Here is a 26,240-nt window from a genome sequence, read left to right on the forward strand (position 1 = left end):
GGGTTTTGATCCTTTTGTATGAGACAACCTCTCTTTATTTAACCAGTATGGTCCTCATCCAAATTGCGTAAATCTACTCGGCGGATTTTCCCCGATGTCGTTTTTGGCAATTCTTTAATAAATTCAATTTTCCGCGGGTATTTATATGGTGCAGTTACTTTTTTCACATGCTCTTGAAGTGTTTTCACCAACTGTGGTTCATTTTCATCAACATGTTCCTGAAGCACGATATATGCTTTGACGACATTTCCTCGTACCTCATCTGGACTTGCTACTACAGCACATTCTTTTACATAAGAATGCTTAATTAATGCATCTTCAACTTCAAACGGTCCAATCGTGTAACCAGAGCTAATGATCATATCGTCGCCGCGCCCCTCAAACCAGAAATAACCGTCTTCGTCTTTTCTTGCTTTATCCCCTGTTACATAATATTCACCGCGAAATTGCATAGCTGTTCGTTCAGGATCACGATAATAATTTTTGAATAAAGCTGGAGTTTCGATGTGCACAGCAATATCTCCGACTTGACCTACTTTACAAGGTACTCCATCTTCATCAATGATTTCAACTCGATTACCAGGTGTCGGTTTTCCCATTGAGCCAGGTTTCAGTTCCATTCCTATAGAAATTCCGACTAAAAGCGTATTTTCTGTCTGGCCGTATCCATCTCGTACTTGAATATTGAAGTACTTTTCGAATATATCAATGACTTCTCGATTCAATGGCTCACCTGCCGATACTGCACTGTGTAGTTCGGCAAGATTGTAGTCTGCCAAATTATTCACTTTTGCCATTAATCGATATTCTGTTGGTGTACAGCATAAAGCATTTACCTTGTAATCCTGAAGGAGTTGTAAGTATTTTTTTGCTTCAAACTTGCCATGATACACAAGACCGGTTGCACCTGATCCTAGTACAGCAAGGAAAGGACTCCAAATCCACTTTTGCCAGCCAGGAGCCGCTGTCGCCCACACTATATCTCCCTCACGAACACCTAGCCAGTTTGCAGCAGCTGTCTTTAAATGAGCATATGCCCAGCCATGAGTATGTACTACACCTTTAGGATTTCCGGTCGTACCTGATGTATAAGAAAGGAATGCCATGTCCGAGCTTTTCGTATCTGCTAGAGCTAGCGTATCATCAGATGATTGTATTTGTTCCTCCAAATAGAGCCATCCTTGGACCTCCTGACCAACTGAAAATCTCACAAGCTGCTCAGCATCTTTAACTGCATTTACTTGATCACAAAATTGATGATAGCAAATGATTCCCTTCACTTCAGCATGCCTTATACGATATTCAATATCCTTTGGCCTTAACATTTCAGAACATGGGATAACCACTACCCCAATCTTAAGGGCTGCTAGATATACTTCATATGCCTCAATTAATCTCGGAATGATGATAAGGGCAATATCTCCTTTTTCGAATCCTGCATGTTTAAACACATTACCGATTTTGTTAACCCGTTTCATTAAAGCATTATATGTAACTTCTTTCTTTACTCCATCCTCAGATTCCCATTTTAAGGCTAAACGGTTCTTGTCTTTTGCAAATTGTTCCATTTCACTGACAAGATTATACTTCTCTGGAGCAATCAAATCTTCTCTTCTCATCGTAATTCTCCTCCCATTCATAAAGTGAAACTTTTATCAGTATTTTTTTATCCCTTACTACTTGATGTTTCACTTTATCATTTATCTATTCAATAGCCTATATGACGGGATAAAAACAGCAGTATGTATGTAAAAACGCCATAATCTAGTATAAAGGAAGATTTCAGTAAAATCGAGAAACCAACTCCATTAGCTACACTATTCCATATTTTTCAATGTTTTTATGTAAAGGCTCTGTTAAACTTGCCTGTTAATTGAAACGAGAGGCGGTAGCATTAGCTGGCGGTTCGGGAGCATCCTCAGCGCTCCTTTGACTCGCTTTTCTAAGCAGGAGTCTCATGCCTCCCGCTCCAAATCAACAATGAGCTTTAACATAGCCTATGTAAAAATCTAACTTAGTTACATGATGACATGTTAAAAGTATGTAATTAATAAATATTTTTTATTATCTTATCAGAAAATAAGTCGAAATGGAAAACAAATGAAAGAAAGCGGGCGAAACGCCCGCTTCCTGCAGCCATGTTTATGAAATTATCGTTGGTACCCGCCTAATTGTTGTTCAGCCATTTGAACTAGACGTTTTGTGATTTCACCACCAACTGAACCGTTAGCACGTGAAGTTGTTTCACCGCCAAGTTGTACACCGAATTCAGTAGCGATTTCATATTTCATTTGATCTAGAGCTTGTTGTACACCAGGTACGACAAGTTGATTTGAGTTGTTGTTTGCCATGTGTTTTTCACCTCCTTGTGAGTATAGAATGTGTAAAAACACATGGCTTCATTCACTAATCCTTTGGTAATTATAGTCAGACTTACCAATTAGAATAGGTCTTCTGTTTGTACTTCTCCTGCAGCTTTTTCACCAAAGTGAATCTTTCGGGTTTCAGTCTGTTCCACACAAGCTTCAATCAACTTATCAAAATCAACAAAGCTTTCGTAATACTGAACCTTTTCAAGCTTAGGCTTTGTCTTCGGACTTGCTGGTGTAAATACCGTACAGCAATCTTCGTATGGTTGATTTGAAATCTCGAATGTATCATACTGCTTGGCAAGATCAATGATCTCTAATTTGTCCATCGCAATAAGCGGCCGTAATACAGGTGTAGAAATCACTTCATTTATGGCAAACATGCTATTCATCGTCTGGCTCGCCACCTGTCCAAGACTTTCACCGGTTATAATAGCCAGAGCTTCTTCTTTTTCTCTTATTGCATTAGCTATGCGGAGCATTAAACGACGTGTGCTCGTCATTGTATAGTTCTCAGGGATTTGCTTTTGAATCAGCAATTGAATTTCTGTAAACGGAACAATATGAACTTTCATGCTTCCGTTCACTAAAGCAAGCTTTTCTGCTAAATCCATGACCTTTTGTTTAGAACGTTCACTCGTGAATGGCGGGCTGTAGAAATGAATACATTCAATTTCAAGACCACGTTTCATGGAAAGGAAACCTGCAACCGGGCTGTCTATTCCACCGGAAAGCATAAGCATTGCCTTCCCGCTTGAGCCAAATGGGAGACCGCCTGCACCTTGAATATTCACTCCAGATAAATAGACCGCTTCCTTGCGTATTTCTACAAGTAAATTTAAATCTGGTTTTTTGACATCCACTTTCAGAATACCATCTTTATTCCGTAACAAATGGCCACCAAGAAGATGGTTCATTTCATTTGTATTATAAGGAAAATCTTTATCTGAGCGCTTTGTCGAAACTTTAAAGGTCTCAATTTCTCCCGATAGTTGGTCTACATAATATAAAGCAGCAGATTTAATTTCTTCAATATCACGGCCTACTTTTAAAGCCGGACTTAATGATTGGATACCATAAACACTTTTTATTTGGTCGATAATCTTCTGATGATCTTCACCATTTAACAGAATGTACATCCGCTCTCGACTCGCTTGCAGTGTGGCAGCTTTAAAATCTCTTAATGCCCAGCGAATATGATTTTTAAGTTTATCAACAAAGCTTTTTCGATTACGCTTCTTCGTTGAAATCTCGCCGTAACGAATGATAATATGATCAAATTTCATTTTATTTTACCTCATAACCTTTTGTAATTTTAAAAGTGTGTTCTTAATTTCCCTAAGGACGAGCTCCGCTTCATAGTGTTCATTTCCATATGAAGTGCTTATTCGAATAACACTCTCTGCCCTTCTCTGATCATGGAACATGGCCAACACAGTATCACTTACGGATTTTTTCTTAGACGAACAGGCACTTGTCGTTGAAAGATATATCTCTTTTTCTTCAAGCGAATGGATAAATACTTCCGATTTAATGCCCGGAATAGAAAAATTGATAATATGGGGTGCACCGTGTTTCGGACTGTTTATTTTCACACCTTGCATGTCATTCAATCCCTGAAACAACATTTCGCGAATTTCAGTTAGTTTACCGTCATCTTGGGCACTTTTTTGCAAAGTGAGACGTAATGCTTTCGCTAAGGCTACGAACCCAGCAACATTTTCCGTTCCACTCCTTAACCTCGCCTCCTGATTGCCGCCTGTGAAAAGCGGTGAAACCCTAATACCATCTCTAATGTATAATACCCCCGTACCTTTCAAGCCATGAAATTTATGACCAGAAATCGTACATAAATCAATTTTGCCAGCAGTTAAATCTAATGGAATCTTGCCAATGCCTTGCACATGATCGACATGAAAGAGCACTTGTGGCCTTTCTTTTAATAATTGACCGATTTCTGCTATCGGTTGAATAGATCCGACCTCATTATTAACAGACATGATTGACACTAAAATCGTATCTGTTCGTAAAGCGTTTTTCAATTCTTCTACAGAAACAAGACCATCGGAATCAACTTGTAAATAAGTAATTTCGTACCCCTCTTCTTCAAGAGATTTACAGGTTTCTTTTATGGATGCATGCTCCATAACGGTAGTGATAATATGCTTACCTCTTCCTGAATAAGCATGGGCTGCACCCTTTATAGCCAGGTTATTTCCTTCCGTTCCCCCAGAAGTAAAGCAAATTTCCATGCTTTTCACTTGAAGAAGTTCCGCCACTTGCCTCCTGGCCTGAGTTAATAGGTTTTCAGCTTTAGCCCCTAAACCATGTAATGAAGAGGGGTTGCCAAAATAATCTGTAGAAACCTTTATAAAAGAATCGATAACTTCTGGATACGGCTTAGTCGTAGCGCTATTATCAAAATATATCACGCATTAACCTCCTTATAGAAAAGCGCACACGCCTTTAATGAGGAAAAAACATGTGATAACGTCGTTTTACCCCACCTTGTAGACTTCAAGCTACTTATCTAGACTAAAAATTCAATTAAATTTTCATTTATCTTAATTTAACTAACCATCAGTGAGGCGGAAAAAAACCAAGGATGGGAGTTTCACTTTATATACATGCATCAGATTACTTCTTGTCCATTAATTGAAATACAACATATTATTTTACCATAAATCACGATGATTGAAAAAGATTCATTTTTCCAAAATCAGGATTCCACCTACAAACCTAGATAAAGTAAAACTTCAATGAGTGGGGGTTTTCTACATCCCCCCACTCATTGATCGTCCCGTTCCTCCGCCCGTTAATGCTGGATAAAAAAAACTTGAAGGGATTAAGTTCCCTTCAAGCTTGTACCAACCTGTCCTATTATGAATGTACTTCTTCCATATTGGCCTCAATTTTATCTAAACTGCCTGGCTCCACTTTTTCAATAGCTGTTGCTGCGACTTGTAATGCTGACTCATATTCATAATCCCGAAAATGCTTTTCAGCCGTTCTTAATGCCTCAGCAACGACTGGGTATCTACTTCGATACCGATTTCCATATTGGATTACTTTCTCTGCAAGAAGCATCTCTTCAATCAAACCTTCTGTGTTTTCGTATAAATCATTCGCAGAAGCGATGGCTTTTTCAAGAAAAATGTGAACAGAGCCCATGTCTAGAGGTTTTTCATCTAGTTTATTCTGAACATCTTCAAGGCTTTCTTTGGCTTCCGATAGCAAATTTCGATAGCTTTCAGGCAGACCAGGAATATTACTTTGCGTGATAATTCTAGTTGTGTCTGCCATTTTTTTTCTTAGTTCTTGTAATACTTCACGTGCTTGAAATTCATCTTTTCTCAGTGCATGAAGTTTCTCAGAAAATGCTTCATGTTCCACTTTCAACTCGTTTAGAACTGCTTCAATTTCCTGCATTTCATCACTTAAAACAGAGCTGATAAGCGTATCATCGGCAATTTTTAAAGAGAGCAATTGAAACCTCTTAACCAATTTATCGATTTCTTTTTCTAATTTCTTTTGTGCACTTAGTTCGCTTTCTGTAACATGATAGCTATGTCGCACCACAACTGTCTCAGCTTTCAACTTATCATGCTCATATTCAAAAGCTTCAAGGCTATCTTTTAAAATATCCTGATTTCTTATTAAGTACTGTTTGGATAGCACTTCTTTTTCAAGCAAATCATACAAGAGGTTCACACGATCAAAAATTTCATTTATTCCTTGTTCAGCATCTTCCGTCTGCGCAAGATCAAGCTGAACATTATAATATGAAAGCTCAGTTTCAAGGTTCTGAATTTCTGCCTCAAATTCAATATGTTCCAAGGTATAGCCCTGTTCTACCATCTCCTTGAAACCAACTTTTAACTCCGAGATCGATGTCGGAAGAGAAGTATGCCCATCAAGCAGCAATTGAGGAATGATTTTCATTTTTGTTTGAATCATAGCAAGCTTATTTTTTATCGATAATACAAGCTCTCGCGCATTTAAGTAATTGCCATTTTCGGTCGCTTCTTCATATTGCTTAAGTATCTCCACTATTTCATCGAGCATGTTCTCAAGTGGGTCTGCAGCTTTTGCAAATGTATGGCGGTGAGCTAACAAGTCTTTTTTAATTTTACGGTAACTTTCTTTTATCTCCTCAATCTCAACCCTGTTTTTCTCTTCACTGCCGACCAATTCATTTAACTCTATGAGAATCTTTTCGATAGTCGCTTCAATATTCGTAAGTTTAGTTGAGATCATTCGCTGGACTTCTTTCGATTTACCGAGACGGTATTTGTCGACATAATCATCTGCTTCAAACAATAATTCTTCAACATCCGGCATATAAACTGTAATAATGGCGTCCCATTCTTTGCGCCATCTTTCAAACATTTCTTCCGTTTCACCTGTCATATTTAATTGCTTTACTTTAGAAAGCTCATCCAATATCGGGCGGTTCATTATGTCCATTTTCCAAGCCTCAAGCTGGTCAATTTCTTTAAAATGCTTCTTTTTCAAAAAATATCCCCATATTATTAACACAATAACTAGTATGATTATTCCTAGTATGTATTCCATCATATTGCCCCCCAATTCTAAGCCTATCCAGTAGGAAACGATCTATATAAATGTTTACATGTTCAATTCAATGCTTTTATGATACCATGTTAGCAATAATTTTTGACTAATAAATAATTTTTTTTTACAGAAATGTGCTTGAATTTGAATTTATTGGGGGGATTTTCATGAAAAATGACAGTCATGTTCACAGTCCATACTGTCCTCATGGTTCTGACGACTCTTTTGAAGAATATATTGAGCGAGCAATCTTCTTAAAAATCGAGGAAATAACGTTTACAGAACATGCACCACTGCCAGAAGGGTTCATTGACCCTACACCAGATCGTGATAGTGGCATGGATCCTGGCCATTTACTAGACTATTTTCAAAAAATTGCTTCTCTAAAAGAGAAATATAAGGAAAAAATTACGATTAAAACAGGGCTTGAAGTAGATTATATCGAAGGTTTTGAAGCAGAAACTAAGAGATTCCTTAACCAATATGGCAATTATTTAGATGATAGTATCCTATCTGTTCATTTTATTCGATATGAAAATGAGTGGCATTGCATCGACTTTAGTGATGAAATGTTTAAGAGCATTGCCAATAGATTAGGTTCTATTGATGCGGTTTATTCATCTTATTACGATACATTAGAGAAAAGTGTTGCTGCTGATTTGGGGATCTTCAAGCCGAAGCGTATCGGACATGTTACACTTATTCATAAATTTCAGCAGCGTTTTTCACCGAAAGAAAATTATGATCAGAAGCTATATTCAATTCTAGACATCATGGGTAAACAGGGATATGAGCTAGACTATAACGGTGCAGGAGCTATTAAGCCACTTTGCCTAGAACCTTATCCGCCAGAGCGTTTTGTAAAATATGCCTTGCAGATTGGCATTCCTTTACGTTATGGCTCTGATGCTCACCAAGCCAAAGACTTAGGTCAAGGGTATGACGCATGTTTAGAAGAAGCGTTTTCAAATTGAAACATTATATAGCAACTCTTCTTGCCTATCACGTTTAACAAACAGACTTTGTTCTAAAAACAAACAGATTTCATCGCAATATTTATCAGTGTAATATTTTTCCTGCGTATACACATGCAACACTTCTCTCGCATAGTGAGCATGTATGATTGGTGCTGAGAGCAACCCTTTAATTTGTAAAGTGAAGATCGCTGGTTGAATTTTACGAAATATTCCTTCTTTTATTCCTTTTTCTAAGACATACTGAAAATAAGCGTTTTCTTTCATGTAATAGGTTGATAAAACTTCTCGATTAAGATTAGAATCAAGGGAGGATTCTCCATAAATAAAGCTTGCGGCCAAGAAGTTTTTTCGCTGAAAATTAAAGACATCTGTAAGTATCGTCAGCAAACCTTTTTGTGTGCCAATGCGATCAAGCTGGACAAGGTTTTTCTCTAATAGCTGAATATATGCTTCTAAATATGTAGTGAAACAATATTCTAGCAATCCTTGTTTGTTTTTGAAATAATAAGCAATATTAGCTGAATTGACTTTGGCTTTATGAGCAATATCCCGTATGGAGGTCGCATGATAGCCTTTCAAGTGAAATAAATATAGGGCGGATTCAAGAATTGCTTCCTTCGTTTGAGTTTGGCGGTTCATTTTTTGAATTCCTCCTCTAATTTCAAGTCTTACGTAAGTAATTCTTGGAATATTCGCAATGTCCTGTTAGAACTTCTCGACAACTTCTAGCGGATAGTTTGCAAACTTGTTGAAGGTTGTATTTTTATCCCGATTTAACGAGCAGTAAGACCCCCACCACAAGCTTATGAAGTACAAAGTACAAAGAAGGTAGGTGGGGGACAAACTGCCCGTAAAATCCCGATTGGTTCAACTAACCATCAGTGGGAAAGACCTCCCACTGACGGAAGTTTCACTTTATAATGAAGCAGGGGGAATGTTTATGTTTAATGTCGAACAATATACAGGTAGCAAGCAAGAAAATTACTTACTTGCTGAACAACAACTGATTGCGTTAGTTGATGGAGAGCCAAATCGAATTGCGAATCTAAGCAATGCTTGTGCCCTCCTCAATCAGCTTTTGGATGAAGTGAATTGGGTCGGATTCTATTTAGTAGAAAATGATGGATTAGTGCTCGGTCCTTTCCAAGGATTGCCAGCATGTATTCGCATTCCTTTTGGTAGAGGCGTTTGTGGGACCTCTGCTGCTGAACGTAAAACGTTTCGTGTAGAAGACGTTCATCAATTCCCAGGGCATATTGCGTGTGATGCCGCTTCTCGTTCAGAAATTGTCATCCCGCTTATAAAAGGGGATGAATTAATTGGGGTCCTTGATATTGATAGCCCAATCATAAATAGATTTGACGAGATTGATGAAGAAATGCTAGAAAAATTCGCGCATACATTAGTGAAATACTTGTAAAAAAAGAAGATGGCTCCTATCTTCTCTTCTAAATAAATACGTATTATCTAAACAAAAGGAGAGGAGGCTGTCCCATACCGAAAGTGTCTGACCTCGCACTATATACTGTGTATAGAGTGCGAGGTCAGACACTTTTGAGACATCCCCTCTCCTTTAACTTATTCCTGAACAAGCACTTTATTTTTCCCCGTATTCTTCGCAACGTACAGAGCATCATCTGCACGCTTGAATAGGGCTTTAACGTGATCTCTGTTTTGATTCGTCCAATAGGAAACCCCACACGATATGGTAACTTTAGGGTTGGTTTGTTCACTTACTCTTTCTTGGATTCTCTGTGCAATCCCTTGTCCAACTTGTATGGAGACATTTGGAAGATAGATTGCCAATTCCTCTCCCCCCCATCTTGCTCCAATGTCCGTTTCTCGTATACTTGATTGGATAATCATTGAAACTTGAATGAGAATCTCATCACCAATTTGGTGACCGTATGTATCATTTACTTTTTTAAAATTATCGATGTCTACCAAAATAAATGTTCCATTATGATCTTTTTTCAATGACTCCAACATCTTCTCATCTAAATAACTACGTGAATACAAGCCAGTTAAATGATCCGTAATAACCATTTTCTCCAGCTCTTCGCGAAGCATTGAATTAGCCAATGCAAGGCTCGTATGGTGAATCAATGATTGAAGAAGCTTAAATGTTTCAAAAGAAAAATAATATGAATCTTTATGTAATACTAGTGCGAAACCGTGTATTTGATCACTTTCCATCATCGGAACAACCATCATCGAACGATACTTCACGTCTTTTTCAGGTAATTTCAAATGCATATCCCCAATGAACAAGGATTCAGTAGTAGAACCAATTTTTTCTTTCAAAAAATCGACGTATAATCCCGTTTGATCAGAAGAAAAAAATTCCGAGCTACCCGGCAAGAAATTAGCCGTTCCATCAGGTAGAACAAATACGAACCCTGCCTCATCTGCATGGAAAGAATGCATAATTTGCTCTTTCATGAACTCCATCGTTTCACTTAGGCGTAGATTCAAATTCAATTTATGGGATGTTTCATTAATAAACTGTAGATCAGATATTAAACGGCGAGACTGCTGATACAGCTGTGCATTCTCAAGAGCACCACCTGCGGTATTTGCTAATAGAGTAATAAATTCGACTTCTTTTTCTGGAAACATACGAGCATTTGGAGCTATTACTTGAAGAACTCCGTACACGCCTTGTTTTCCTTTCAGTGGTGCATATAGATTTGTTTTTCTTGCAATCAACTCGTCTTCGATTTGGACAGTTCCAGTAACAAAGGCTTGCATAACGGCCACATTCTCACTATCATAGCCGAGATCTTTTATCGGAAGGTCTTCATGGTTTGTATTATCATGTGTTAGAAGAAGATAATAGGTGAAAGACGGATACACTTCTTGTAGCGTTTGGATAATTTCCCCGAGTACAGCATCCATACTCATAGATGAATGAATTTTTTCAGTTACCCGAAATAGTTTTTTGTAGCGCCTTCTTTCACTCGTAATCTCTGAAATATGTATCGCCGCATTTAAAATTTTCATCACTTCTCTTGAGAACGCCTCCCCTTCTTCTAAAGTGATTTTCTCAAACGAACCAGGAATCCCTTCTTTTAATGCAAGGAGTCCCACTAATTCATCTTCGCTTTTTAGTGGCAAATACAGTTGAAAATCCTTTAACTCTTCTATTTGAAAATCATTATAGGCATACGGTTCACAGTCATTAAATAAAGAAAAATTTGCTATGCGAATATCTTTTCGATCTTGATAATACTTGCTTGAAGCTTCAATATGTAAATGCTGTTGGCTATTGTCCACCTTAAAGTAAGTAACCTCTTCAGCTTCAAAAGCATCGCAAATGGCAAGTACAAGTTTTTTTAAAAAAGAAGTGTCTTCCATTCTTCCCTTTGAATCATCCATTTGATTAATTAATAATGTTTTTAATTCATATAGTAACTGAGTCATATTTCTCATCTTTATCTCATCCCTATATAAGTAATGCCGAAGCTCAAAACCCCCAAAAAACAACCAGTTAAAAAGAACTATTACTTTTCCGTTTTTTTCTATATTATTCATTATATACTTGTATGTAAAAAATATCTTTATTAATTTTAGAAATTTCTATTAAATAAAGTGAAACTTCAATCAGTAAGAGGGAGTTCGTCATCTCCTACCGATTGTTAGTCCAGTTCTAGTGTCCGCTAATACCTTCATTACGCTTCTTCAATTCACCTAATCCTTGAGTCGGGGTTTTACTGCCTGTTAATGCGGGATAAACGTAGATCTCATGTTTTTAGAACCAGTTCTTTATACCTACAAAAATTCATAGTGAAACCTAATTATTTTAAAGTAATTTGACCATGCTGATTTCGTTTTTACATTACTAACTAAATGGAAACACACTTGACTATTTTTCTTTAAAATTATATACTACTAGTTGTGTAAAATAGTGCAGCCTATGTGAGTGCTTTTACGGCCTCATTTTGTTCCTCATTATGAGGTGTATCACGTAACCCTCAGCTGCTAGGGCGAAGATACATGAAAACAAAATGACCATAATCGTTTATCGCAACGGTTTTTATTTTACCCAAATAAAAACATTTGAAGGAGGAGTCATCCTATGGCTCGTTATACTGGCCCAAGCTGGAAATTATCCCGTCGTCTTGGAATTTCCCTTACAGGTACTGGTAAAGAATTAGAAAAGCGTCCTTACGCTCCTGGACAACACGGTCCAAACCAACGCAAGAAACTTTCCGAATACGGATTGCAATTACAAGAAAAACAAAAACTTCGCCACATGTATGGAGTTAATGAGCGTCAATTCCGCACATTATTCGACCGCGCTGGTAAAATGCAAGGTGTACACGGTGAAAACTTCATGATTCTTCTTGAATCACGCCTTGATAACGTTGTTTACCGTCTTGGTTTAGCTCGCACTCGTCGTGGAGCTCGCCAACTTGTAAACCACGGTCACATCCTTGTTGATGGAAAACGCGTTGATATTCCATCATTCAAAGTGTTACCTGGACACACAATCTCTGTTCGTGAAAAATCACGCAACCTAAGCACAATCAAAGAATCAATCGAAGTAAACAACTTCGTTCCTGATTTCTTGACTTTCGATGCTGACAAACTAGAAGGTACTTTCTCTCGTTTACCAGATCGTTCTGAAGTTCCTGCTGAAATTAACGAAGCTCTTATCGTTGAGTTCTACTCTCGTTAATCAGTTTGAAATGAACCCTCATCCTTTGATGGGGGTTTTTTCATCCTTAATGGCCTAATAAAAAACATATCACTCAAAATTACTTACCTAGGAGGAGCTATGAATTTTCCTATTCATGCACTAGAAAGGCTATACAATGAGCACGCTTGCTCAGAATATGCACAGTGGTCTAAAAAATATATGAGAAATCAATTTGATTTTCTCGGGATTCGAACCCCCATTCGCCGAAAATTAACTAAGCAGTTTTTAAAAGAAAATGGAATACCCTCAAAAGAGGAACTACAAACGGTAATTCTTACACTATGGGAGAAGCCGGAACGAGAATACCAAAAAGCTGCCCTTGATATCTTGGAAAAAACTAAAAAAACCCTCACTCCCGCTGATATGCCGTGGCTAGTCAGTTTGCTCAAAAGTAAATCTTGGTGGGATACAATCGATGTACTATCACCACATATCTTTGGATATATGTTTTTACAATACCCCGAACTTGTTTCCTTATACCCTGACCAGTGGATTGATGATGATTATATTTGGTTACAGAGATCTGCGATTCTCTACCAGCTATATTATAAAGAGAATATGAATGAAAAGCTGCTGTATGATTATATTCTACGCCAAGCTCTCAGCGATGAATTTTTTGTACAAAAAGCAATTGGCTGGGTGTTACGTGAATACGCCAAAACGAACGCTTCTAGTGTGCAATTATTTGTCTCTCAAAACCAATTAAAACCACTGAGCAAGCGCGAGGCATTGAAACATCTGTCTTAGAACCTAGATTTTATCGGGGTCAGAATAAATGGCTTACCCAGCTCGGAATGGTACACTGTGAGACACTTTTTGGGATTTGCGAGCCGGAATCCACACTTTTCATGCCGAATTTCGGATTTGCGTGCCGGAATACACACTTTCCATGCCGGATTTCGGATTTGCGGGCCGGAATCCATACTTTTCATGACGGATTTCGGATTTGCGTGCCGGAATCCATACTTTCCATGCCAAATTTCGGATTTGCGGGCCGGTATCCACACTTTTCTTGCCAAATTTCGGATTTGCGGGCCGGAATGCATACTTTTCATGACGGATTTCGGATTTACGGGCCGGAATCCATCCTTTTCATGACGGATTTCAGATTTGTGGGCCGGTATCCACACTTTTCTTGCCAAATTTCGGATTTACGTGCCGGAATCCATACTTTTCATGCTGGATTTCGGATTTGCGTGCCGGAGCTAGATCTCTAATAAAACAAGCCCCCCTAACAAAAAGGATCAGAACCTTACATCTCTTTTAAACCGTAATGAAACGATGTATAGAGTGTGGGGTCTAATCCTTTTTAACAACTTCAGTTATTATTTAATTAGCGTGTATTTCTTTTTCCCGCGGCGAACAAGCATGAATTGACCTTCAATTTTATCTGCTTCTGTTACGACATATTCTAAGTCTGTCACTCTTTCGCCATTAATTGAAATCGCACCATTTTGGATGTCTTCTCGAGCTTGACGTTTAGATGGCGAAATCTTCGCTTCAACGATTAGTTCAACTATGTTGATGTCATCCGAATCGTCTCTGCTGAAACTTGGCACATCTTTGAATCCAACTTTAATCTCAGTAGCACTTAAGTTTTTTACATCTCCGCTAAATAAAGCCGCAGAAATTTTTATTGCTTGGTCTAGTGCTTCTTGACCGTGAATCAAACGTGTCATTTCCTCTGCCAATGCTTTTTGTGCTTTACGCAAATGTGGTTCATTTTCTACCGATTGTGCTAATCCCTCAATCACGTCTTGTGATAAGAATGTGAAGAATTTCATGTATTTAACTACATCAGCATCTGCTGTGTTAATCCAGAATTGGTAAAATTCGTAAGGTGTTGTCTTCTCCGGATCAAGCCAGATTGCCCCACCTTCTGTTTTCCCGAATTTCGTGCCATCCGCTTTTGTCACAAGTGGAATTGTCATCCCAAATGCCTTAACAGCTTCGTCATGAGATTTTCGAATCATCTCTAGACCTGTTGTAATATTGCCCCACTGATCACTTCCGCCAATTTGCAGCTTGCAATTATGATTGTCGTATAAATGATTGAAATCGATTCCTTGTAAAATCGTGTAGGTAAATTCTGTGAATGAAATCCCTGTTTCCAATCTTGAAGCAATCGTATCCTTCGCTAACATGTAATTAATGCCGATATATTTCCCGTAATCACGCAAGAAAGTAACCATATCAATCTTGCCGATCCAATCATAGTTATTCACCATGATTGCGCCATTGTCTCCATCAAAATCGAAAATCTTCGTTAATTGACCTTTTAGGCAATCTGCATTATGCAAAACCGTTTCTAATGTTTGCAGGGAACGCTCTTCTTTTTTTCCACTTGGGTCACCAATTAACCCTGTTGCTCCACCCACTAAAACAATCGGGCGATGACCATGCTGTTGAAAGCGACGCAGTGTTAAGAATGGCAATAAATGGCCAATATGCATACTATCTGCTGTCGGATCCACGCCACAATATAGCGAAATTTTTTCTTTTTCTAAAAATTCTTTCATTCCCTCTTCATCAGTTTGTTGATAAATAATCCCTCGCCATTCCAAATCTTTAAGCAATTCCATTTGATTTCCTCCTGTTTGTTATTCATAAAGTGTTTATGCCGGATAAATTGACAAATAAAAACGCCCCTTCATAAATGAAGGGACGAATATATTCGCGGTACCACCCAACTTGAGGACATACTTCATCCTCCGTCTTAAAACCGTTAACGGCGGTCTACCGTTTACTGCTACTTAAAGTTCACAGCAAATGCTCAAGGAAGTAATTCATCTAAACTATGTGTACCGATTCGCACCTTCCATCGGCTCTCTAAAAACAGGGATAGTTTGACTACTAAGTCCTCTCATCGCTTTCCTAAACAAATTCCAGTTAATGATTTTTTATCATATATTTATCACTATGTCAACTTCTTCAATTGATAGAAATACTTGAAAAAATCCCTGCTAAATACGTATCTATGCTATAATGTATCTGATTTCAGGGGGAATGATTGATGAAAAATAATGAAAATAAGCATAAGTCATTTTGGATGAAAATCACCGATTTCTTCCATAGTAAAAAAACACAAATGTACTCCAGAGTTACATATCATGTGGTTTGGAATATCGTATTATTGTTTATTATCGTGCTTGTTTTAGGCTTTTCCTTTGCAGGCGGTGTAGGAGCCGGTTATTTTGCCGCTTTAGTCAAAGACGAACCGATTCGCACGAAAGAAGAACTAAGAAAAGATATTTATAATTATGAAGAAGCATCAGACTTATATTTTGCTAATAACATTTTTCTTGGAAAGCTAAAATCAGATCTTGACCGTGAAGAAATAACTATCAATGAAATGTCACCACACATGCTCAACGCCATCATTGCAACAGAAGATGAATATTTCAATGAGCATAAGGGTGTCGTACCAAAAGCAGTTATGCGGGCAATTTTCCAAGAAATGACAAACGCATCTGTTCAATCTGGCGGAAGTACTTTAACTCAACAATTGATCAAAAATCAAATATTAACAAACGAAGTATCCTTCGACAGAAAAGCGAAAGAAATCTTACTCGCACTTCGAGTGGAAAATTTCTTAACTAAAGATGAAATTTTAGAAGCATACTTAAACGTTTCAACCTTCGGCAGGAATTCTTCCGGCCAAAATATCGCAGGTGTCCAGGCAGCGGCCAAGGGAATCTTCGGAATCGATGCCAAAGATCTTACTATTCCACAAGCGGCATTTATCGCTGGACTTCCTCAAAGTCCTTTTCGCTATACGCCATATACGCAAAAAGCTGAATTGAAAAGTCCAGAAGGTATTGAGCCCGGATTAGTTAGAATGAAAACCGTACTTAAAAGAATGCGTGACGGAAATTATCTTACTGAACAAGAATACAAAGATGCTCTCAATTATGATATTACGAAAGACTTTATCGGACCGAAAACAGCACCATCCAAAATATATCCATGGTTGGTCGTAGAGCTTGAAGAACGGGCGATCAAAATTCTTTCAGTCATTCTTGCTGAGCAATCAGGATATGAAAAAACAGATTTGGAAAAAGATAAAGATTTAAATGAACAATATACAACACTTGCAAGAAGAGAACTAAAGCAGAATAATTACAAAGTCTTTTCAACGATTAACAAAGATATGTACGATAACATGCAACAAGTTGTTAAGAACTATGAATATTATGGCAGGGATAAACCCCAACTAGTTACCGACCCAGAATCTGGTGAAACAATCACTGTTCAGGAACAAGTCGAAACAGGAGCTATTCTCATTGAAAACAAGACAGGAAAAATTCTTTCTTTCGTCGGCGGTCGCGATTTTGACAGAGAACAGACCAATCATGCGACATCAGCTAGACGACCGAACGGGTCAACAATGAAGCCATTGCTTGTTTATGCACCTGCATTTGAGCTAGGTTATATTTCACCAGGATCTGTCGGCATTAATGTGCCCATTTCAATTGGGAAATGGCAACCGAAAAACGCGGGAGAAGGCTACACTGGATTAACCAATGCCCGAGATGCACTGGCTAAATCCTACAACATTCCTGCAGTAAGCTATTATATGGGTATCATAAATCAACGCCCGGCCACCTATCTTGAAAAAATGGGCTTTACCTCGTTAATTGAAACAGACTTTTCAATCCCTTCCTTAGCATTAGGGACGCCAACAAACGGAGTAACTGTTGAAGAAAATGTTAATGCATTTACAACGTTTGCGAATGATGGACAATTTATCGATGCCTATATGATTGACAAAATTGAAGCGAAAGATGGCACTGTCATCTATCAGCACAAAACAGCTCCGGTAGAAGTGTTTTCACCACAAACAGCCTATCTGACACTAGATATTATGCGAGATGTTATCTCGAACGGGACTGCAAGATATTTAAATGGAAGGTTATCTTTCTCTTCTGATTGGGCTGGAAAAACCGGCACAACGAACAACACCCAGGATGCCTGGTTTGTTGCCACGAATCCAAACGTAACATTTGGAACATGGATTGGTTATGACACGCCAAAAAGAATAGATAATAAATACAAAGGTCTTACGTATAGCCAACGAAATATTAAACTTTGGGCAAGTTTAGTCAATTCAGCTTATCAAGTAAACGCGGATCTCATTGGACCTAAAGGTAAATTTGAAAAACCAGCAGGCGTTGTAACTCGTTCTTTCTGTTCAATATCAGGTTTACTTCCATCTGATGCTTGTTCAAATGCTGGATTAGTCAAAACGGATCTATTCAATGTAAAATATGTACCAACAAAAGTAGACCATAGCTTCATTAATGGACAATATGTCTATGCAGGAGGTGGTCGCTACTTGGCACAATCATCGACACCAAGCGAATTTACAAGTGGAGGATATATGCTAAGTCCTGAGTATCTGAATAAAATCGGTGGAAGGTATATTAATAATATCAGCGATTTACTAGCTAAATATAATAGTAACGGTAATATTGTTACTGGTTCGACACTTTCTGATAACGGTAAAGTGCCAAGTGCCCCTACTCTAGGATTAAACGGAAACAGGATTACCTGGAATTCTCATCCTGAAAGAGATGTTGTTGGATACAGAATCTATAGCAACGGTCAAAGAGTTGCTAGTATTCGCTCTAACGAAAGCCTAGCATATAGCATTCAAAGCGGAACATATTATGTGACAGCTGTTGATATTGCTGGTAAAGAATCATCTCCTTCTAACGCCGTTACTAAACAAGCTGAGCAAAAGCAAAAGCAAGAGGTTCCGAGTAAAACAATTGAGACAAACGAAGAACAAACAAAACCAGAGACGAAACCAGAAGAAAAGCCTGTAGAAAAACCTGTAGAAAAGCCTGTAGAAACTATTCCTGATGATACCACCCCTCCTACTCCTGAACCACCAGCAGAAACACCTGCTAATCCGGAAAATCAGGGAGGATAAACAAAGAACGAGGCTGCCCCATAATAAGGGGCAACCTCGTTTTTTCAGGTTTGTTGTAAATTCATTCTTAAAGAGGTTGTTTTAAAAGAGAGAAAAAAAGAATGTCGACAACACGTCGACATTCTTCTACCTTTTTTATGCCTCTACTTCAATCGATGCAGACTCATTAAAGTAAGCATCTTTATCCAGATCACCAGTTACTTTACTAGTAAGCACACCAGCAGTCATACTTCCACTTACATTAAGCGCTGTACGTCCCATGTCAATTAACGGTTCGACTGAAATAAGCACACCAGCAAGTGCAACTGGAAGGTCCATCGCCGATAAGACAATCAATGCTGCAAAAGTAGCTCCGCCACCAACTCCAGCGACTCCAAACGAACTGATGGCAACGACAAGAATAAGCGTCACAATAAACGAAGGTGATAATGGATTAATTCCAACGGTAGGCGCCACCATTACAGCTAACATTGCAGGATAAACTCCCGCACAACCGTTCTGACCAATCGATAATCCGAAGGAACCAGCAAAGTTTGCGATCCCATCAGAAACTCCTAATTGTTTCTGTGTTTTAATATTTAATGGCAACGCCCCGGCACTTGATCTAGATGTGAAGGCAAACGTAAGTACTGGAAATGCCTTTTTCAAGTATTTTACTGGACTTAAGCCACTTAAAGACAGCATCAACAGGTGAATCAAGAACATAATGATTAACGCAATATATGAAGCAATGACGAATTTACCAAGCTTGTAAATAGCATCAAGGTCACTTGTCGCAACCGTGTTAGTCATAATCGCTAAGATACCGTATGGTGTTAATCGAAGGATTAAGGTTACAACTCGCATAATTAACGAATAGAAAACATCCACAATTTTCGCAAACATTTCTGCATGCTCCGGTTGTTTTCTTTTAACTCCTAGAAATGCAAACCCTAGAAATGCAGCGAAGATAACCACCGCAATCGTTGAAGTCGAACGAGCGCCCGTTAAATCAAGGAAAGGGTTAGCAGGGAAAAATTCAAGAATTTGCTGTGGCATTGTTTTCCCTTCCAGCGAAGCTCCGAATTTTTCTTCTAATTGAACACCACGATCAATTTCTGCTTGCCCCTGCTCAATTTGTACGGCTTCTAAATTGAAAACGGTAGCGGATCCAATCCCGATTGCTGCAGAAATCGCTGTTGTACCAATAAGAATTCCTAAAATTAGCGTACTGACTTTCCCAATATTGTTAGTCAGCTTTAACTTTGTAAATGCTGAAATAATTGAAATGAAGACAAGTGGCATAACAATCATTTGCAGAAATTTCACATACCCGCTACCGATAATGCTGAACCAGCCAACTGAAGAAGTAATGACTTCAGAATCCGGGCTTGAGAAAAGCTGTAATATGAACCCAAACACAACTCCCAACCCTAATCCGGTAAACACTCTTACCGTAAATGACATATGCTTTTTCTGCATATAAAATAAAACAGCTAATAATACTAGCATAATTGCGATATTTAGTAGAACATATCCTAACATGCATAACCCTCCCAAACCATTATAGTTTCTTATTCGTATAAGATAAGTTGGTTTTATCTTTTAATAATATAATACGATTTACATTAGATTACTAGTACTTTGCTTAAATAATTTTTTTAAATATAATCCGACCCTTCCTTCAGTCCTTTTTTTCATTCCCCTCTTAGCCTTGAGGTGGGGGATCTTACTGTTATTGCGGGATAAAAAAGATCCTCTAAAGCACAGGTACAATATGCTTTAGAGGATCTTTATATTATATATGAAGGACATGGGGACGGGGCTTCGCGACTTACTAATATAGCCAATTTACTTTGCAGTATACTGACTTTATCAAGAAAGTACACTAAAATCCGGCTCCGCACCTCCGCCATTGTGATTAGGTGAGTGTAGCATTCTATATGTGGTAAATGATAGCATTATAAAGTCATATAGATTTTATTTCACTCTTCCATTGAGGACAAATCACCTGTTGGCAAATTAAGCTCCCATGCTTTAAGCACACGGCGCATAATTTTTCCACTTCGTGTTTTTGGTAATTTTTCTCGGAATTCGATTTCCCTTGGAGCAGCATGAGCTGCTAATCCTTGCTTGACAAATGTTCGAATTTCTTCAATCAACTCTTGGGTAGGCTCATATCCATCTCGAAGCGCGATAAATGCTTTTATGATCTCACCACGAACTGGATCTGGCTTACCGATAACACCTGCCTCAACAATGGCTGGATGCTCAACTAGCTTACTTTCTACTTCAAATGGTCCAACACGTTCACCTGACGTCATAATCACATCATCGATACGACCTTGGAACCAGAAATAGCCTTCTTCATCCATATACGCAGAATCTCCTGAAACATACCAGTCTCCCGGCATAAAGTAAGATTGATATTTTTGCTCATTATTCCAAATCGTTTGCATCATAGCCGGCCAACCCTTTTTAATAGCTAGATTCCCCATTCGATGAGGTGGGAGCACATTTCCCTGATCATCTACAATCGCAGCCTGGACCCCAGGTATCGGTTTGCCCATGGATCCTGGTTTAATGAGCATGCACGGATAATTACAAATTAATTGGGCGCCTGTTTCTGTCATCCACCATGTATCATGAATTCGCTTATTAAAGACCTTCATTCCCCACCGAACAACCTCTGGATTCAACGGCTCACCTACACTTAGAACATGGCGCAATGAATTTAAATCATATTGCTTCACAGCTTCATCTCCCGCACCCATGAGCATGCGGAATGCAGTTGGAGCACTATACCAAACCGATACTCCATAATCTTCAATCGTTTTATACCAGGTTTCAGGCTTAAAACGGCCCCCTACTACCACATTTGACGTTCCCGTTAGCCACGGCCCAAATATCCCATAAGAAGTCCCAGTTACCCAGCCAGGATCTGCCGTGCACCAATATACATCCTCTTCTTGCAAATCCAGTACCCATTTGGCGGTTTGATAGTGCTGTAACATGGCATTATGTACGTGAAGTACACCTTTGGGGTTCCCTGTTGAACCAGATGTATAATGAAGGATCATCCCATCATTCCGGTCCATCCATTCAATCGAGAAGTTCTTATCTGCTTCTGCGACTTTTTTCATAAAATCATACTGCGTTTCAGTTTCTTCTATATTTTCTCCAACAAGAAAAATATGTTTCAAATTAGGAAGTTCGTCTACAGGAACGCGCGATAATAGAGCTTGCGTTGTAATTAACACTTTAGCTCCGCTATCAGTCAAACGATCCCGTACAGCGCCCTCCATAAAAGCTTCAAAGAGCGGGCCGACAATCGCACCTGCTTTAATCGCTCCGAGCACGGCAAAATATAGCTCTGGTGAACGTGGCATAAAAATAAACACACGATCCCCTTTCTCAATATTCCCGTACTCCTTAATTACGTTCGCTGCTTTGTTTGACCATTCTTTCATTTCCTTAAATGTATATTTTTCAGCTCGATTCTCATCTTTGTAATAGAGGGCCACTTTATTTTTCCGGAATGAATCAGCGTGGCGATCGATTGCTTCATATGCAAGATTTACCTTTCCTGTTTTAGACCAAGTAAATTCCTTCTCGACTTCAGACCAATCGAAATGCTTGTAAGTATTCTCATAATCTTCTAAATTATAATCCCCTTTAGCTACTGGTAACGCTTCCATTTTCATAAACATTCATCCCCCTTTGCATACTTGCTAGGCTTATTATAATATAATTAACTTTTTTTCACAATTTTTTTAATATTCGGTTTAATCTATTCTAAAATATTATTAAATTCTATATATTAGATCAATTATAAAAACTTCATTTTATGTATAATGAAAGTAACAGCTGTTTAGGTGGTGAAAACTTGGAACACAACAAGACGTATAACAGAATGGAATTGAACTCGTTGAATCAGACATTAATTATCGAGGGGCCTGTAACTGCAAAAGAACTACAATCTTATGAATTCCACAAGGACTTACTTGCATTTCGTCCCACAACACAGCAGCATCAGGCTTTAATTGAAATTGCAGAGCTCGCTGAAGGACGGATTATCGTTGCCCGACTTGCGAACATGATTGTCGGATATGTGACCTATTTATACCCTGATCCACTTGAGCGATGGTCTGAGATTAAAATGCCGGATTTACTTGAGCTTGGAGCTATTGAAGTCATCCCCGATTTTCGTGGAGCTTCTGTCGGAAAAAATTTAATACGAGTATCCATGATGGACGAAAGCATGGAAAATTATATCATTATTACGACCGAATATTATTGGCATTGGGATTTAAAAGGAACAGGTTTGAATGTATGGGAATACCGAAAAGTAATGGAAAAAATGATGAACGCTGGTGGACTTGTTTATTATGCAACAGATGATCCCGAAATAAGCTCACATCCAGCCAACTGCTTAATGGCTCGAATCGGCAAGCACATTCCCCTTGAGTCCGTTCAGAAATTTGATCAACTGAGATTTATGAATCGCTTCATGTATTAAGGTTTACGTACATTTAGGAGGAATTGAAATGATTAGCAAACGAATCGTGAAAAAGACCACGTTCCCCATCACTCTTTGGCCTGACTTGTTGCTATCAACAATACATCTACCCTATTTTCAATTTGCAAAAAAAGTTCCGAACAACTTTAGTAGTATCGCTATTTTCAACAAAGCAATAAGGTTTTTCGGCCCACTGCCCAAAGGAGTTAATCATGAAAAAAGATGCCATATTCATTTATTCAGATGAGCTATTAACATACAAATTCCATGATCATCACCCTTTCAACCAAAAACGACTAGCGCTCACTCTAGATTTATTACGAGCGCATGGAGCAATAGCTGCAGAAGATATCATTCAGCCAAGAATGGCAACAGACGAAGAGCTTCAATTGATTCATGACCCTAAATATATAAACGCAGTCAAACTTGCAAGTCAAGGGAAGCTCTCTTCAGAAAAGGCTGAGAATTTTGGACTTGGCACCGAGGACACACCTATTTTCAAACATATGCATGAAGCAAGTGCATTATTGGTCGGCGGCACTCTGACAGCTGTAGATTATGTCATGACCGGACAAGCCAAGCACGCTTTAAATTTAGGCGGAGGTTTACATCACGGCTTCCAGGGGAAAGCATCAGGTTTTTGCATTTATAACGACAGCTCTGTAGCTATTAAATATTTGCAGCATCACTATCATGCACGCGTTTTGTACATCGATACTGACGCCCATCATGGTGATGGCGTACAATGGGCGTTCTATGATGACCCTGATGTCTGTACTTTATCAATTCATGAAACAGGACGTTATTTATTTCCTGGGACCGGAAATATTCATGAACGAGGTCAAGGGAATGGCTATTGTTTCACGTTCAATATTCCTGTTGATGCATTTACAGAGGATGATTCTTGGCTTGATGCATATCGAACTTCTTTTAAAGAAATTATTGAGTATTTCAAACCTGATGTAATTCTTACACAAAATGGCGCAGATTCACATTATTATGATCCATTAACACATTTATCAGCCACAATGCGTATTTTCAAAGAAATACCTAAGCTTGCTCATGAACTCGCCCATAAATATTGCGGGGGGCGATGGATTGCTGTAGGGGGTGGCGGCTACGATATTTGGCGGGTCGTACCGAGAGCTTGGTCATTTATTTGGTTGGAAATGACTGAAAACAATAATAATTTAGGACCATTGCCACAATCTTGGATTGATCGGTGGCAAACTGAAACAACTGTCACACTCCCTGCTGCTTGGGAGGATCCAGAAGGTATCTATACACCAATTCCCAGACGAGCGGAAATTACGGAGATTAATGCACAAACCGTCGCAAAGGCATTATATCCGATTCGATCAAACAACTAAAGCTTCATCTTAAAGATTCATTCATCAAATGAACATAAAAAAGAGGCTGTCTCATAAGTCCAACCTCGTAATCTACCCAGCATTTATACATGATAAAAATCCAGATGCGTATTAAGTTATCAGTCTGACACTGACTTTTGAGACAGCCTTAAAGCTTCTTATTTCGTTGATTGTCTTTCTTCAATTCGATGAGGTAGAATAACAGCTTCTTGTCCTTCTACTGTTTCTTTGTTCATCAATTTTGTCAGCAATCTCATTGAAACAGCCCCGATATCATAAAGTGGCTGCACAACAGTTGTGATATGTGGGCGCACCATTAAAGTCAGGCGTGTATTATCAAAACTGATCACTTGGAAATCTTCTGGGACATTGTAGCCTTTATCTTGCGCTCCATGAACAATTCCAAGCGCCATCTCATCTGTACCAGCAATAATCGCAGTCGGTCTAGATGGAGATTCAAGTAGTTTTTCTAATGATTCAATTCCTGAATCGTATGTGTAATCCCCTTCGACAATCAAATCTTCGTTATACGAAATATTAGCCGTTTCTAGTCCGCGCTTATAACCCTCTAGTTTCTTTTTCGTAATTGGATCTTCAAGGTTTCCGCCAACAAAAGCAATTTGAGTATGGCCTTTCCCTGTAAGAGTCGAGACTGCATCAAAAGCTGCAGCTTCATAGTCAATATTTACAGATGGGATTTGCTTCGTATCCTCAACAGTTCCTGCAAGTACGATTGGAACGGGAGACTTTTTGAACTCTGCAATATGATTTTCAGTAATGTTTGATCCCATGAATACAATTCCATCTACTTGTTTCCCAAGCATCGTATTCAATAAATGCAACTCTTTATCTTGGTTTTCATCGGAATTGCTCAAGATAATATTATACTTGTACATCGTGGCAATATCCTCAATTCCACGTGCCAATTCCGCATAGAAAATACTTGAAATATCAGGAATAATTACACCTACAGTTGTCGTCTTTTTACTTGCAAGACCTCTGGCAACAGCATTTGGACGATAACCGAGGCGATCAATAACTTCAGAAACTTTCTTTCTTGTTGCTGGCTTAACATTTGGGTTGCCGTTGACAACACGTGATACGGTTGCCATAGAAACATTTGCTTCACGTGCAACATCATAAATTGTGATATTATTCATCAAACCACTCCTTTACTACTATCATTTTTCATTTACTTGGACTAGATACTAATAATTCATTAAAAAATAATAATTTCTTCCTTTATCACTGTTTAACTATCCATCAATAGGGATGCCCCCAACTAATGAAAGTTTCACTTTATTAAAAGTATACAGGCCAAGTCAAAAGGCACTGTCCCTATCTTTTAAACATAATGAGAAGTCATGCGTACACTATAAACATTTTATAAGAAAAACATACAAATTATATCATACTTTTCGACAAAACTCTCTATTCATTCCTATAAAATAGTTTATAAGAATATTGTTTAGTAAAGATTCCTTTAATCATACGATATGTGGCGCATTACTGCAACGTATCTAGCTATTAATTGCGCACAAAACGAATATGGCGTTCAAACGTCACCATTTATCAAGAAAGATCCATCCTGTCGCAGGCAACACTCGCCTAATCACAACGGTTTGCGGAGCCAGATTATGAAGTACTTTCTTAATAAAATACGTTTATCTACAAAGTAGACTGTCTATATTTTTAAGTCGCAAAGCCCCGCACCATGTCCTTCATACAAATCCGAATGAAATGATTCTTTATCATCATCGATTCAATAAAATACCTGCATTGAAGAAAAAGCAACAAATTTCTAACTTCGCCGT

At 38.5% G+C, this 26,240-nt stretch carries 18 protein-coding genes and 1 other annotated feature; of the genes, 7 read left to right on the forward strand and 11 right to left on the reverse strand.

Annotated features, from left to right (window positions below):
• Positions 1-38: 38 nt before the first annotated feature.
• From mbcS to ezrA, 5 genes are all read right to left on the reverse strand, one after another.
• Positions 39-1,619 carry an acyl-CoA synthetase MbcS gene (mbcS, locus tag V179_RS0115295; protein ID WP_028392251.1) on the reverse strand — a complete coding sequence of 527 codons (1,581 nt, stop codon included), beginning with the start codon at positions 1,617-1,619 and terminating at the stop codon, positions 39-41.
• A 531-nt stretch (positions 1,620-2,150) separates the two neighbouring features.
• Positions 2,151-2,351 (reverse strand): alpha/beta-type small acid-soluble spore protein, encoded by a 201-nt coding sequence (locus V179_RS0115300; protein WP_028392252.1) that lies wholly within the window; start codon positions 2,349-2,351, stop codon positions 2,151-2,153.
• An 89-nt stretch (positions 2,352-2,440) separates the two neighbouring features.
• Positions 2,441-3,655 (reverse strand): tRNA uracil 4-sulfurtransferase ThiI, encoded by a 1,215-nt coding sequence (gene thiI, locus V179_RS0115305; RefSeq protein WP_028392253.1) that lies wholly within the window; start codon positions 3,653-3,655, stop codon positions 2,441-2,443.
• 6 nt (positions 3,656-3,661) lie between these two features.
• On the reverse strand, positions 3,662-4,801 hold the full coding sequence (locus V179_RS0115310; RefSeq protein ID WP_028392254.1) for a cysteine desulfurase family protein: 1,140 nt from the start codon (positions 4,799-4,801) through the stop codon (positions 3,662-3,664).
• A gap of 448 nt (positions 4,802-5,249) precedes the next feature.
• On the reverse strand, positions 5,250-6,944 hold the full coding sequence (gene ezrA, locus V179_RS0115315) for a septation ring formation regulator EzrA (RefSeq protein ID WP_028392255.1): 1,695 nt from the start codon (positions 6,942-6,944) through the stop codon (positions 5,250-5,252).
• 167 nt (positions 6,945-7,111) lie between these two features.
• Between ezrA and hisJ the strand changes: the two genes are divergently transcribed.
• Positions 7,112-7,918: a histidinol-phosphatase HisJ gene (gene hisJ / locus V179_RS0115320; RefSeq protein ID WP_028392256.1), complete on the forward strand. Its 807-nt coding sequence runs from the start codon at positions 7,112-7,114 to the stop codon at positions 7,916-7,918.
• Here hisJ and refZ read toward each other — a convergent pair.
• Complete coding sequence (gene refZ, locus V179_RS0115325; RefSeq protein ID WP_028392257.1) at positions 7,910-8,560, reverse strand: forespore capture DNA-binding protein RefZ; 651 nt, start codon at positions 8,558-8,560, stop codon at positions 7,910-7,912. The two genes, hisJ and refZ, sit on opposite strands and share 9 nt — an antisense overlap.
• Before the next feature lie 301 nt (positions 8,561-8,861).
• Between refZ and V179_RS0115330 the strand changes: the two genes are divergently transcribed.
• Positions 8,862-9,341: a GAF domain-containing protein gene (locus V179_RS0115330; RefSeq protein ID WP_028392258.1), complete on the forward strand. Its 480-nt coding sequence runs from the start codon at positions 8,862-8,864 to the stop codon at positions 9,339-9,341.
• Between the two features lie 158 nt (positions 9,342-9,499).
• Here V179_RS0115330 and V179_RS0115335 read toward each other — a convergent pair whose 3' ends face one another.
• The gene (locus tag V179_RS0115335) at positions 9,500-11,353 is read right to left on the reverse strand and encodes a sensor domain-containing diguanylate cyclase (RefSeq protein ID WP_028392259.1); all 1,854 of its coding nucleotides are present in this window, start codon (positions 11,351-11,353) and stop codon (positions 9,500-9,502) included.
• A 646-nt stretch (positions 11,354-11,999) separates the two neighbouring features.
• Between V179_RS0115335 and rpsD the strand changes: the two genes are divergently transcribed.
• Together rpsD and V179_RS0115345 are read left to right on the forward strand one after the other, a co-directional pair.
• The gene (gene rpsD / locus V179_RS0115340) at positions 12,000-12,602 is read left to right on the forward strand and encodes a 30S ribosomal protein S4 (RefSeq protein ID WP_028392260.1); all 603 of its coding nucleotides are present in this window, start codon (positions 12,000-12,002) and stop codon (positions 12,600-12,602) included.
• A gap of 99 nt (positions 12,603-12,701) precedes the next feature.
• Positions 12,702-13,370, forward strand: a complete 669-nt coding sequence (locus V179_RS0115345) for a DNA alkylation repair protein (RefSeq protein WP_028392261.1) — start codon at positions 12,702-12,704, stop codon at positions 13,368-13,370.
• A gap of 578 nt (positions 13,371-13,948) precedes the next feature.
• Here V179_RS0115345 and tyrS read toward each other — a convergent pair.
• Entirely contained in the window at positions 13,949-15,205 is a 1,257-nt protein-coding gene (gene tyrS, locus V179_RS0115355; RefSeq protein ID WP_028392263.1) for a tyrosine--tRNA ligase, read from the reverse strand.
• A 75-nt stretch (positions 15,206-15,280) separates the two neighbouring features.
• Positions 15,281-15,499 (reverse strand) — a binding site (T-box leader).
• A 137-nt stretch (positions 15,500-15,636) separates the two neighbouring features.
• On the opposite strand from tyrS, the gene V179_RS28045 reads away from it, so the two are divergent.
• The gene (locus V179_RS28045) at positions 15,637-18,558 is read left to right on the forward strand and encodes a transglycosylase domain-containing protein (protein ID WP_051404970.1); all 2,922 of its coding nucleotides are present in this window, start codon (positions 15,637-15,639) and stop codon (positions 18,556-18,558) included.
• 135 nt (positions 18,559-18,693) lie between these two features.
• On the opposite strand, the gene V179_RS0115365 is transcribed toward V179_RS28045, so the two are convergent.
• Together V179_RS0115365 and acsA are read right to left on the reverse strand one after the other, a co-directional pair.
• Complete coding sequence (locus tag V179_RS0115365; RefSeq protein ID WP_028392264.1) at positions 18,694-20,082, reverse strand: L-cystine transporter; 1,389 nt, start codon at positions 20,080-20,082, stop codon at positions 18,694-18,696.
• A gap of 440 nt (positions 20,083-20,522) precedes the next feature.
• A complete protein-coding gene (acsA, locus tag V179_RS0115370; RefSeq protein WP_028392265.1) occupies positions 20,523-22,241 on the reverse strand; it encodes an acetate--CoA ligase in 1,719 nt (572 codons plus the stop codon).
• Positions 22,242-22,423: 182 nt separating this feature from the next.
• Here acsA and V179_RS0115375 point away from each other — a divergent pair, with 182 nt between their 5' ends.
• Positions 22,424-23,056, forward strand: a complete 633-nt coding sequence (locus tag V179_RS0115375) for a GNAT family N-acetyltransferase (RefSeq protein WP_028392266.1) — start codon at positions 22,424-22,426, stop codon at positions 23,054-23,056.
• A gap of 212 nt (positions 23,057-23,268) precedes the next feature.
• Complete coding sequence (locus V179_RS0115385) at positions 23,269-24,426, forward strand: acetoin utilization protein AcuC (RefSeq protein WP_028392268.1); 1,158 nt, start codon at positions 23,269-23,271, stop codon at positions 24,424-24,426.
• Between the two features lie 158 nt (positions 24,427-24,584).
• On the opposite strand, the gene ccpA is transcribed toward V179_RS0115385, so the two are convergent.
• Positions 24,585-25,586 (reverse strand): catabolite control protein A, encoded by a 1,002-nt coding sequence (ccpA, locus tag V179_RS0115390; RefSeq protein WP_028392269.1) that lies wholly within the window; start codon positions 25,584-25,586, stop codon positions 24,585-24,587.
• Positions 25,587-26,240 lie beyond the last annotated feature (654 nt).

It is taken from the genome of Bacillus cihuensis (genome assembly GCF_000504145.1).
GTDB classification, from domain to species: Bacteria; Bacillota; Bacilli; order Bacillales; family DSM-1321; genus Peribacillus; species Peribacillus huizhouensis.